General features: G+C 71.8%; 7 protein-coding genes and 1 pseudogene. 2 read left to right on the top strand and 6 right to left on the bottom strand.

The annotated features are described in order from the left end of the window. Nucleotides 1–113: 113 nt before the first annotated feature. Nucleotides 114–2,903, bottom strand: coding sequence for an ATP-binding protein (locus V4F39_RS25130; protein ID WP_332292934.1), 2,790 nt, complete (start codon nucleotides 2,901–2,903; stop codon nucleotides 114–116). An 89-nt stretch (nucleotides 2,904–2,992) separates the two neighbouring features. Here V4F39_RS25130 and V4F39_RS25125 point away from each other — a divergent pair, with 89 nt between their 5' ends. Then, nucleotides 2,993–3,157 (top strand): hypothetical protein, encoded by a 165-nt coding sequence (locus tag V4F39_RS25125; RefSeq protein ID WP_332292933.1) that lies wholly within the window; start codon nucleotides 2,993–2,995, stop codon nucleotides 3,155–3,157. Between the two features lie 87 nt (nucleotides 3,158–3,244). On the opposite strand, the gene V4F39_RS25120 is transcribed toward V4F39_RS25125, so the two are convergent. From V4F39_RS25120 to V4F39_RS25105, 4 genes and pseudogenes are all read right to left on the bottom strand, one after another. Next, complete coding sequence (locus V4F39_RS25120; RefSeq protein ID WP_332292931.1) at nucleotides 3,245–4,216, bottom strand: tripartite tricarboxylate transporter substrate binding protein; 972 nt, start codon at nucleotides 4,214–4,216, stop codon at nucleotides 3,245–3,247. A 79-nt stretch (nucleotides 4,217–4,295) separates the two neighbouring features. Next, nucleotides 4,296–5,282, bottom strand: coding sequence for an acrylyl-CoA reductase (NADPH) (gene acuI, locus V4F39_RS25115; protein ID WP_332292956.1), 987 nt, complete (start codon nucleotides 5,280–5,282; stop codon nucleotides 4,296–4,298). Between the two features lie 111 nt (nucleotides 5,283–5,393). Then, nucleotides 5,394–6,518, bottom strand: a pseudogene (locus V4F39_RS25110) (acyl-CoA dehydrogenase family protein); the annotation flags it as partial. Nucleotides 6,519–6,580: 62 nt separating this feature from the next. Further along, entirely contained in the window at nucleotides 6,581–7,795 is a 1,215-nt protein-coding gene (locus V4F39_RS25105) for a CaiB/BaiF CoA transferase family protein (RefSeq protein ID WP_332292929.1), read from the bottom strand. Nucleotides 7,796–7,897: 102 nt separating this feature from the next. On the opposite strand from V4F39_RS25105, the gene gcvA reads away from it, so the two are divergent. Then, nucleotides 7,898–8,791: a transcriptional regulator GcvA gene (gcvA, locus tag V4F39_RS25100; RefSeq protein ID WP_332292927.1), complete on the top strand. Its 894-nt coding sequence runs from the start codon at nucleotides 7,898–7,900 to the stop codon at nucleotides 8,789–8,791. A gap of 174 nt (nucleotides 8,792–8,965) precedes the next feature. On the opposite strand, the gene glmS is transcribed toward gcvA, so the two are convergent. After that, nucleotides 8,966–10,795, bottom strand: coding sequence for a glutamine--fructose-6-phosphate transaminase (isomerizing) (glmS, locus tag V4F39_RS25095; protein WP_332292925.1), 1,830 nt, complete (start codon nucleotides 10,793–10,795; stop codon nucleotides 8,966–8,968). Between the last annotated feature and the right edge of the window lie 110 nt (nucleotides 10,796–10,905).

Genomic DNA, 10,905 nt, shown 5'->3' with positions numbered 1-10,905 from the left:
CTCGATCACCCCAGCCGCTACCAAACTGCACGGGCCGGTCTGGCCGCCTCAACGGCGTTCAGACTCTACCGTGCCGGTCTGGTCTGAACATACAAGCCGGGCCGCGCCGCGGGTCAGCCGAGTTCGGCCAGGCTGGCATCGCAGCGCCGCGCCCAGGCCTTGGCGCCCTGCGCGAGGGCAAGGGTGCGGGCGGCGTCCACCAGGCGGCGGGCCGAGGCCGCGTCCGCCGCGCGGGTGCGCCAGGCGCGCATCGCCCCGGCGCGCTGCACCTCGGCCGCGCACCACGGGTTGTGCCCTTGTTCGGCCCGCGCCAGCGCCAGCGGGGTGACCAGCGCCTCGTCAAAGGTGGCAAGCATGTCGGCGCGGCCGGGCAGGCGAGCGGCGTCGGCCAGCCAGTCCGGCACGCCGCCGGCAGCCCCGCCGGCAGCCCCGCCGCCTGCCCGGCGCCAGGCGACGGCCTGGGCATAGGCGGCGCTCCAGCCCTGCCAGAACACCAGTGCGTGGCGGTGCGTGCAGTGCGCGAGCTGCTGCTGGTAGGCCTCGGCGGCCTCGAGGTCGCCGCGCCACAGGGCGATCGGCAGTGCCGCGATGGCCAGCACGTAGCTGAGCGACAAGCCATGGTCCAGCCGTTCGGCCCGGGCCACGGCGATCTGCACCAGCTCGGCGGCATCGTCGGCATGGCCCTGCAGCCACACCACGCGGGCCAGCGGCGCGAGCGTCGACGACTCGTGGTCGACGTGGTAGGCGCTGCCGTAGAGGAAGCGGATGGACGCCGGCCCCGCCTGCAACGCCCGCTCGGCATGGGCGCGAGCCGCGGCATGCTCGCCGGTCAGGTGCAGGGCGACGGCCATCATGCGCTCGGCCGTGAGCGCGGCCTGCGGGTCGTCGAGGCCGTCGCAGGCCGCGCGGAAGCGCTCGCCGAAGGCCCGCACGCCGTGGTGGTCGCCGCGCATCATCCGGTCGATGAACAGGCCCCACAGCGCACGCAGCCGGTCGTGCGGGCGGCCGACGTCGACGGCCAGCTCGAGGCTGCGCGACAGCGCCGCGGCGCTGCGCTCGGCGGCCCCCTCGACCAGCAGCCACGCATGGCCGGCGGCCAGCGCGAGCCGCATCGTGCGCACCGGGTCGTCGGGCAGCCCGGCGGCGTGCGGCTCGAGCTGGGCGAGCCGCTCGAGGCACTCGCGCACCTGGCCGAGGTGGAACCACAACGGCGCGGCGGCGGCGACCAGCTCGGCCGCCAGCGCCGCATCGGCGTGCGCGCCGAGGCAGGCGTCGATCGCGGCCCGCACGTCGTCGATCCGCCCGGCATGGCGGGCGCGCCAGTCGGCCATCGACAGCGCATCGAGCTGCGACTCGGCCTCGGCCAGCACCTCGCACAGCCGCAGCGCATGGCGACGCACGACGGCCGGCGCCTCGCCGCTGCGCTGCAGGCGCTCGGCCGCGTGGCCCCGCGTGGTGTTCAACAGCCGGTAGGGCAGCGCCTCTGCGCCGGACCGCTCGACCAGCGATTTCGCGACCAGGCCGGCCAGGGCCTCGACGACGGCCGTGCGCGCGGCATCACCCTCGCCGGCGCCGACGGCCTGCGCGTCGCCGAGCGTGAAGCGGCCGCGGAACACCGACAGCCGCTGCAGCAAAGCCGCCTGCGCGGCCGACAGCAGGCCGTGGCTCCAGTCGAGCGCCGCGTGCAGCGTGCGCTGGCGCGGCAGCGCCGTGCGCCGGCCCGGGGTCTGCAGCGCGAGGTGGTCGTCGAGGCGCTCGGCCAGCTCGCGCAGCCCGAACTGCGCGAGCCGTGTGGCGGCGAGTTCGATCGCCAGCGGCAGGCCGTCGAGCCGGCGGCACAGCTGCAGCGCCGCCGGGACGTCGTCGTCCTGCAGCACGAAGCCGCCGGCGGCCGCCGACGCCCGCTCGACCAGCAGCGCCACCGCCGGGAACGCCAGCGCCGCGGCCGCGCCGTCGACGGGTTCGTCGACCGGCTGCGCGAGCGGGCCCACCCGCTGCAGCCGCTCGGCGGCGATGCGCAGCGGCTCGCGGCTGGTGCACAGCACGGTGAGGCCCGGCACCGCGGCGAGCAGCCGCTCGGCGAGCCGGGCGACGGCCTCGATCACATGCTCGCAGTTGTCGAAGACCACGAGGGCCGATGGCTGGCGCGACAGTGCGGCGGCGATGTCGGCGAAGGGATCGCGCGCCATCGTCGGCGCCCCCAGCAGCGTGGCCAGTGCGGCCGGCACATGCTGCGGCTCGGCGAGCGGGCCCAGGTCGACGAACCACGCCGCCCCGCCCAGGCCCGGCCGCGCCGCATGGGCCGCCGTCAGCGCCAGCAGCGTCTTGCCGATGCCGGCCGGACCAACCAGCGTGATGCAGCGCCCCGTGGCCAGCAGTTCGGCCAGCCGGGCGAGCAGCGCCTCGCGGCCGATCGCCTGGGTGAGCAAGGCGGGCAGGGCGGCAGTGGGCAGCGGCGCCGCGGACGCCGAAGCCGGCGGGCCGCCGCGCTGCACCGGCGCCACGAAGCAGTAGCCGCGCAGCGGCACGTTGCGGATGTAGTCCTGCGACTCGTCGACCGCGCCCAGCAGCCGCCGCAGCGCGGCGACGTGCATGCGCAGGTTGCCTTCTTCGACCGTCGTGCCGGGCCACACGGCGGCGATCAGCTCGTCCTTGCCGAGCACCTCGCCGTGGCGCCGCACAAGCAGCAGCAGGAGATCAAACGCCCGGCCGCCGACCCGCAGCGGCTGCCCGCCGTGCAGCAGTTGCCGGCGCCGCGGCTGCAGTTCGAAGGCAGCAAAGCGCCAGGCGTCGTCGTCGGGCGGCGGTGGAGCGTCGTGCGGCACGTCGGGAGGGGATGACCGGTCGGGGGCGGCCGGGGGAGCATACAGGCGCCGCAGGCCGAGTTCGAGGACCGACACCATCAGCGGCGCGCTGGTCAGACCGCGATCAATGCCTGGGTCAATGCAGCTGGCCTGCGCGAAAGCCGGGGCGGTTCAGTTCGCCGAAGACCGTGGCCGACAAGCTGCTCGCGTTCCGCGAGCGCACGGGCCCCTTCGGCTGCCTGCTCATGGCGATGATGGACGGCTCCGGCGCCAATCTCGCCCGCGAGTTCGAGTCGATGACCTTGCTCGCACACGAGGTGATGCCGGCGGTGCGGGCCGCGATCGGCCGCTAGGCGTTCCGGCGAGCCGCATCGGCGCGCCGATGGCGCTGCCGTCCGCCGCGGCCTGCGGTATGGCCGGCCCCTCGGCACCGGCAGGCTTCAATCCACCTTGATCTGCTCGGCGGTGATGAGCTCGGACCAACGCTTGGACTCGCGCCGCACCTGGGCCTCGAAGTCGGCCGGGGTGCTGTTCACGATCTGGAAGCCGTCGGCCTCCATCCTGGCCTTGACGGATGGGTCGGCCAGGGTGTTGCGCAGCGCGGCCTGGATGTGCTCGAACACGGGCCGGGGCACACCCTTGGGCACCATCATGCCTATCCACGACTGCGCCGTGTAGCCCGGCACGACCGATGCGATGGTGGGCACGCCGGGCAGCTGGGCCACGGGCTCGGGGCTGCCGATGGCCACCGCGTTGACCTGGCCGGCCTTGATGTAGTTGATCACGGTGGGCAGGCTGCCTATGACCATGTCCACCTCGCCGCCCAGCAGCGCCGTGAGCATGGGGCCGCCGCCCTTGTAGGGCACGTGCGTGAGCTGCACGCCGGCCTGGCGCGCGAAGGCCACGGGGTTGAGGTGGTTCGAGCCACCTACGCCCGACGAGCCGTAGTTGAGCCTGCTGGGTTCGGCACTGGCGGTGTCGATCACGGCGCGCAGGGAGGTCAGGCCCGACTTCTTCGACGTGACCAGGGCCATGGGCATGGTGCCTATCAGGCTCACGTAGTCGAAGGACTGGAAGGTGTCGTACTTGATGCCGTAGAGGCTGGCGTTGACCGCGTGCGAATCGAAGACCAGCAGCAGCGTGTAGCCGTCGGGCGCGGCGCGGGCCGCCTCGTAGGTGCCGATGGTGCCGGAAGCGCCGCCGCGGTTATCCACCACCACGCTCTGGCCGATGTTCTCGGCAAACTTCTGCGAGATGGTGCGCGCCACGTAGTCCACGGAGCCGCCGGGCGGAAATGGCACGATGACCCGCACGGGCCTGCTGGGATAGCCGCCGCCCTGCGCCTGGGCGCCGAGCACGAAGGTGGCGATGGCGCAGCCCAGCAGGCTGCGCACAAAGGTCATACGTTGCATGATGTCGTCCTGGCTCTGAGAGAAGGTGGGCTGTCAAGCGATGACAGCCATGCTGATCGATGCATCCATTCTTGGATCGTCATGGGTTCACATCGACCACCAGGCGCCCGCGCACGCGGCCGGCGAGCAGCTCGGGCGCGAGGGCCAGCGCCTCGCCGAGGCCCACCACGCGTGTGTTGCGCGCAATGACGTCGGCCGGCAGCTCGGCGGCCAGGCGCTGCCAGGCCCTGTGGCGGCGCGCCTGCGGTGCGTACACGCTGTCCACCCCGGCCAGCGTGACGCCGCGCAGGATGAAGGGCGCCACGCTGGCGGGCAGGTCCATGCCCTGGGCCAGCCCGCAGGCGGCCACGACGCCGCCGTAGCGCGTGCTGGCCAGCACATTGGCCAGCGTGTGGCTGCCCACGGCGTCGATGGCTGCGGCCCAATTCTCCTTTTGCAGTGGCTTGCCGGGGCCGGCGAGCGCGGCGCGATCCATGATGCAGCTGGCGCCCAGCGCCCGCAGGTGGTCCGCCTCCTCGGGCCGGCCGGTGGAGGCCGTCACTGCATAGCCCAGCCGCGACAGCAGCGCGATGGCAATGCTGCCCACGCCACCGTTGGCGCCGGTGACCAGCACCGGCCCCATGTCGGGCTGCACGCCATTGGCTTCGAGCGCCATCACGCACAGCATCGCGGTATAGCCCGCCGTGCCGATGGACATGGCCTGCTGCGCCGTCATGCCCGCAGGCAGCGGCACCAGCCAGTCGGCACGCGTGGACGCGTAGCCGGCCAGCCCTCCCCAACGCGTCTCGCCCGTGCCCCAGCCGTTGAGCACCACGGCATCGCCGGGTGCGAAGCGCGGGTCGCTGCTGCGCTCCACCGTGCCCGCGAAATCAATGCCCGGCACCATCGGAAAGCTGCGCACCACGGGGGATTTTCCGGTGATGGCCAACGCGTCCTTGTAGTTCAGCGTGGAGTGGCTCACGCGCACCAGCACCTCGCCTTCGGGCAACTCATCGACGGCGAGCGAGCGCAGCTCGGCCTGGGTGGCGCCGCTGTCGGCGCGGGTCAGAAACAGAGCCGGGAACATGGTGGTGGCAGTGGGATGGGAAGAAGAGGATGAAGAGGAAGCGACGGAGGACGCAGGGTCGAGCTCGTCCCGCCAGTCGCGCGCGTAGCGCTGCACCAGCGTGGCGCCCAGGCGCTCGCGCATGACTTCGTTGGAGCCATCGGCCAGGCACAGCGCCTTGGCGGCCAGCAGGCTGCGCGTCAGGCCCCGGCCCTCGGCCATGCCGCGCGCGCCCAGCGCCTGTATGCATTGCGCTATGGCGGCCAGGCTCTCGTTGCCGGCATGGAGCTTGGCGGCGGCCGCGGCCTCCACGGCCTCGTCGGCGCGTGCCTCGATCAGCAGGGCCGCACGCTGGGTCAGCAGGCTCAGCGCATCGTGCACCAGCGATACATCGACCAGCGACCAGCGCAGGCCCTGCTGGTTGAGCACCGGCTGGCCCGCCACCATGCGCGCACTGCAGTAGGCCGTGGCCTGTTGCAACGCGCCGTGCAGCAGGCCGCAGGCCATCGCCGCGATGTGCACCCGCGCCTTGTTCACGCCGGCCATGGCTTGCTTGAAGCCCTGGCCGGGCGGATAGAGCAGGTCGCTGTCGGGCACGAAGCTGCCGTCCAGCTCGAAGCCGCCGATGCCGGCCAGCGCCAGGCCTGCCAGGCCGTCCGAGGCTTGATCGACCACGCGCCGGCAGTCCGGCCCGTCCAGCCGCACGATGAAGCAGGCAATCCCCGCCGGCCCGAGCTGCGCATCGGTCTGCGCGAAGACCAGCGCCACCTCGGCGCCCACGGCATTGGCGATCCACCGCTTGCCGCCCGTGAGCCGCCAGCCGCCGTCGACCTTGCGCGCGGCCATGCCGATCGCGGTGAAGTCGCTGCCGGCGCCGGCTTCGGACATGGCCGTGCAGCCGATCAGCTCGCCGCGCAGCATGGCGGGGATGTAGCGTTCCCGGGCCTCGGCGCCGGCGCTCTCGGCGATGCGCAGGATGGCGTTGTGATGGTTGATGAAGGCGAAGGCGAAGGCGAAATCCACGCGCGCCAGCGCCTCGGCCGCCGCGGCCCGCACGGTATAGGGCAGGCCCAGGCCGCCCAGGGTCTTCGGGACTTCGATGGCCGCCAGCCCCTGCGCGCTGGCGGCGCGGATGGCAGGACCCGCCCACTGGCCGCTGGCGGCCAGCGGCGCGACCTCGGCCTGGGCAAAGCGGCGCAGCGCGGCCAGCAGCGGCGCGGCCTCGGGCGGCAGCGATGCGATGAGGGCGTTGCGCATGCTCACTGAAGTACCTTCGTGCTGCGCACTCTGGTATTCGCCCTTGGGGCGGCCCGGCGGGCTCATGCATCGACCTCCTGGCCGAGCCTGCCGGCCACGCCGATGGCGCCTGCCTGCGCCAGCTCGGCAATGCGCGCGGGCGTGTAGCCGGCCACGCGCTGCAGCACCTCCGCGGTGTCGGCGGCCAGCGCGGGCGGGTAGTCCAGCACCGGCGTGCCGCCATACTTGAAGGGGTTGCCCAGCATTTCTACGCCCGCCTCCGCGCCCGGGCGCGGTACCGCCTCCACCATCCGGCGCGCCCGGGTCAGCGGCTGGCGCAGCGCCTCGTCCACCCCCAGCACGGGCGAAGCTGGCACACGCGCCTGGGCAAACAGCGCCAGCCATTCGGCCGACGGCCGCGTGGCCACCAACGCGCCCAGCTCGGCCGTCAGCGCCTGGATGTTGGTGATGCGCGCGGCCGCGTCATGAAAGCGCGGGTCATCGGCCAGCGCGGGATGGCCCAGCGTCTCGCACAGCTTGCGCCAGAACGCCTCGCCCGTCGGCGCCAGCGCGATCCACTTGCCGTCGGCCGCGAGGTAGGTGTCGCTGGGCGCGATCATGCCGTGCCGGGCGCCCGTGGCGCGCGGTACCGGGCCGCCGCTGAGCCAGCCCTGGGCCTGCCAGGTCAGCATGGCGATCTGAGCGTCGTAGAGCGAGACCTGCACATGCTCGCCGCGCCCGGTGCCCAGGGCCTTGACCAGGGCCGCCACCGTCGCCAGCGCCAAGTACAGCCCGCCCGCGAGATCGGCGACCTGGTAGCCCACGCGCACGGGCTTGCCGCCCTCTTCGCCAGTGATGCTCATCACGCCGGACAAGGCCTGCAGCATCAGGTCGAACGCGGGCGCATTGGCCCACTCCCCCTCGTCATGCAGGCCGATGATCTGCGCGACCACGATGCGCGGGTTGATGGCACTGAGGCTGGCGAAATCCAGCCCCAGCCGCGCGGGCACGGCGGGCGCAAAGCCGTAGATCACGGCGTCGGCCTCGCGCACCAGGTCGTGCAAGGCCTGGCGGCCGCCGGGGGACTTCAAGTCCAGCGCGATGCTGCGCTTGCCCCGGTTGACGGACAGGAAGAAGGGCGAGTCCTGCGTGTCGGACAGGGGCGGCACGCGCCGCGCCAGGTCCCCGTCCGGGGCCTCCACCTTGATGACTTCGGCCCCCAGCTGCGCCAGCAACTGTCCTGCAAAAGGGCCGCCGAGCACCCAGGTCAGGTCGAGGATGCGTTTTCCAGAAAGCATGCGTTGGGGTCTTCAGTATTGAATGGCGCTCACATTCCATCACCAGCAGTCGAAGGCCTCAAACGATATAAACTGCCCGATCCTGTTAGAAAAACTAACATCATGGCGTTGCACCGGCTTCCCCCGCTGGGATCGATACGCGCTTTCGAAGCAGCGGGTCGGCTGCTGAGCTTCTCGAAGGCGGCGGACGAACTGTCGGTGACGCATGGCGCGGTCAGCCACCAGATCAAGGCACTGGAAGGCTGGCTGGGCGTGCCGCTGTTCCTGCGTCAGGGGAAGTCGGTGGCGCTGACCGATCAGGGGCGGCTGTACCTCGACTCGATCAGCCCGGCGCTGGCGGCCATTGCGGCCGCGTCGCGCCGCATCAGCACCCACGAGGTGCTGCGCGTGGACGCCCTGCCCACCTTCACCATGCGCTGGCTGTTCCCGCGGCTGGCCCAGTTCCGGGCGCTGTACCCGCACATCGAGGTCCAGATTTCCACGGGGCTGGAGCCCATGAGCCGCCTGCCCGCCAACACCGATGTGGTGATTCGCCGCGAGCCGCACGAGGTCACGGGGCTGCACAAAGTGCGCGTGCTGTCCGAGACCGCCTTTCCCGTGTGCGCGCCCTCGCTGCTGGAGCGCGTGCCGCTGGCGCGCATTGCCGACCTGGCGCAGCACACCATCCTGCACTGCCCGGCGCGCCGCACGGCCTGGGACGACTGGCTGGCCATCGCCCACCACAGCCGCGTGGTGCCCGCGCAGTCGTTGGAGTTGGAGCACCTGTACTTCTGCCTGCAGGCGGCCATCGACGGCATCGGGGTGGCCATGGGCTATTCGCCGCTGGTGGCGCCCGACCTGGCTTCGGGGCAGCTCGTGGCCCCCTTCGGCGACTTGGTGCTGACCACCCCCGGCTATTTCGTCATCACGCGCGCCGAGCGCCAGCACGATCCGGTGGTCAAGACCTTTTGCGACTGGCTGCTGGAGCAGGGGGCACGCTTCGACGAAAGCCGGTGATCAAACACCTTGCAGCGCGCGCGGAAGCCGCCGGCCGGAGCCGGCCGTACGGCCTTCAGGCCCATTCATAGGCAGCCAAGCGGTGGGTGACCCTGCCGTGGCGGCTCCTGGCGCCCGGGATGCGGGTCCCGGAGCGCGCCCTTGTCCGGCTCCACACGGGCAGCCCCTCCACGCTCACTCCACCGTCACACTCTTCGCCAGGTTCCGCGGCTTGTCGACGTCGGTACCGCGTGCGCAGGCCGTGTGGTACGCCAGCAGTTGCAGCGGCACCGTGTGCAGGATGGGCGACAGCCAGCCGTAGTGCTCGGGCATGCGGATCACGTGCAGGCCGGCTTCGCTGCGGATGAACGAGTCGCCGTCGGCGAACACGAAGAGCTCGCCGCCGCGGGCGCGCACTTCCTGCAGGTTGCTCTTGAGCTTCTCGAGCAACTGGTCGTTGGGCGCCACCGTCACCACCGGCATCGCGGCGGTCACCAGCGCCAGCGGGCCGTGCTTCAGCTCGCCGGCGGGGTAGGCCTCGGCGTGGATGTAGCTGATCTCCTTGAGCTTCAGCGCGCCTTCCAGCGCCACCGGGTAGTGCAGGCCGCGGCCGAGGAAAAGCGCGTTTTCCTTGCGTGCGAATTCCTCGCTCCACGCGATGACCTGCGGCTCCAGCGCCAGCACCGATTGCACGGCTGCCGGCAGGTGGCGCAGGTCCTTCAGGTGCTTGGCTTCCTGCTCGTCGGTGAGGCGCCCGCGCACCTGCGCCAGCGACAGCGCCAGCAGGAACAGGCCCACCAGCTGCGTCGTGAAGGCCTTGGTCGATGCCACGCCGATCTCGGCGCCGGCCCGCGTGATGTAGGCCAGCCTGCACTCGCGCACCATCGCGCTGGTCGACACGTTGCAGATGGTCAGCGTGTGCGGCATGCCCAGCGCGCGTGCATGCTTCAGCGCGGCCAGCGTGTCGGCGGTCTCGCCGCTCTGCGTGATGGTGACGACCAGCGTGCGCGGGTTGGGCACGCTGTCGCGGTAGCGGTATTCGCTGGCGATCTCCACATTGGTGGGCACGCCGGCCAGTGATTCGATCCACTGCCGCGCCACCAGGCCGGCGTAGTAGCTGGTGCCGCAGGCCAGCACCAGCACCTGGTCGATCTCCTTGAACACGCCGTAGGCGCCGTCGCCGAACAGCTCGGGCGAGATGCCGGCCACCGCGTCCAGCGTGTCGGCGATCGCCTTGGGCTGCTCGAAGATCTCCTTCTGCATGTAGTGGCGGTACGGGCCCAGCTCGGCCGCGCCGGTGTGGGCGTGCACCGTGCGCGTCTCGCGCTCCACCGCGCGCAGGCTGCCGTCGGGCTGGCGGCCGTGGATCCACACCTTGTTGAGCTGCACGTCGACCACGTCGCCTTCTTCGAGGTAGACGATCTGGTCGGTGACGCCGGCCAGCGCCATCGCGTCGGAGGCGAGGAAGTTCTCGCCCTCGCCGCGGCCCAGGATCAGCGGCGAGCCCTCGCGCGCGCCCACCACGCGGTGCGGCTCGTCGCGGCAGAACACGGCGATGGCGTAGGCGCCGCGCAGGCGCTTGACGGCCAGCTGCACGGTCTCGAACAGGTCGCCGTCGTAGAGGTGGTTGACGAGGTGGGCGATGACCTCGGTGTCGGTCTGGCTGGAGAACTCGTAGCCCTTGGCCTGGAGCTCGGCGCGCAGCTCGTCGTGGTTCTCGATGATGCCGTTGTGCACCAGCGCGATCCGGTTGCCCGAGAAGTGCGGGTGCGCGTTGTGCACCGCCGGCGCACCGTGCGTCGCCCAGCGGGTGTGCGCGATGCCGGTGCCGGCGGCGATGCCTTCCTGCGCCACCTGGGCGTCGAGCTCGGCCACGCGCGCCGTGCTGCGCGCGCGGCGCAACTGGCCGTCCTGGTGCACCGCCAGGCCGCAAGAGTCATAGCCGCGGTACTCGAGGCGTCGCAGCCCTTCGACCAGGATGGGAACGATGTTGCGGGTGCTGACGGCGCCGACGATGCCACACATGGGAATCACCTCCGGGGGAGGTTCCGTGAAATTTGGAGTGGCGGAATGGTAGGCAGGCTGCCATGAAATTTTCTTGCAAATTTCAGCGATTCCGAGCCGTCAGTGCAAAT

It is taken from the genome of Aquincola agrisoli (genome assembly GCF_036621135.1).
GTDB classification, from domain to species: Bacteria; Pseudomonadota; Gammaproteobacteria; order Burkholderiales; family Burkholderiaceae_C; genus Aquincola; species Aquincola agrisoli.
Note: the sequence above shows the minus strand (reverse complement) of the source record. Positions and strands in the feature narration are given on the sequence as shown.